Annotated in this window: 1 protein-coding gene; it reads right to left on the bottom strand. The window is 57.5% G+C overall.

The window, feature by feature from the left end:
- Nucleotides 1-781 (bottom strand): ShlB/FhaC/HecB family hemolysin secretion/activation protein (locus tag ACZRMH_RS25790; RefSeq protein WP_464015815.1); only part of this gene is annotated, 781 nt, incomplete at both ends.

Below are 781 nucleotides of genomic sequence, written 5' to 3'. Positions count from 1 at the left end.
GTAGCCACGCACCGAGGCTGAACCGCCCAGGCTTATGCGTTGCGGGCTGAACAGCACATCCTCACTACGTTGGCCGGTGGCCATACTGGTAAAACTGAACGACTCGCCCCATAGCTTGAATGGCTGCAAATAGCTGATGGTCGCGGTGTATTTGCGGTAGCGGGCCTCTGGCATGCTCGGTTTGGGGTTGTGACTGCCCTGGGCATCAAAGGCGCCGATACCGTTTTGCATACCGACATCCAGGTTGACGAAGGAACTCGCGATACGTCGACCGTGGTTGATGCCCAGCTGAAATTCGCTCAGTCGGTGGCTGCTGTTGCGCAGTCGTGAATCGCTTACATAGTTGTTGGAGCGCATATGCGCCAGACCGGTATTGAGGGAGGTTTTACTCATCGCATCGCGATGGACCACCCGCTCGGCACGCAGTTGATGGTTTGCACTGTCACCGGTTTGCTTGAAATCAAAGGTGTTGGCTTGGGCCACCGAGCGGTAATCGCTCTGGCTGTAGCTATAAGCGAAGTTCCACCAGCCCCACGGCAGGTTGTAATAGAGCATCGCGCTCTTCGAGGTTTTGTGGTGATCACTGATCGCATCGTGGCCACCACGCAATACCAGTTGATCCGCCAGACCTAGCGGGCTGTCCCACTCAAAGCCGGTGCCCCACTGTTGCTCGCCAGTACTTTTCTGGCCGTCGTTGTTACGCGCCAGGCTGAGGCGCCACGGCTTTTGCGGATTGTTTTTTACCAGCACAGCGCTGCCGCCCACTTCACTGCCCGGTGCC

This window comes from Pseudomonas sp. B414 (genome assembly GCF_055408445.1).
This window is presented reverse-complemented; position numbering and strand designations above follow the sequence as displayed.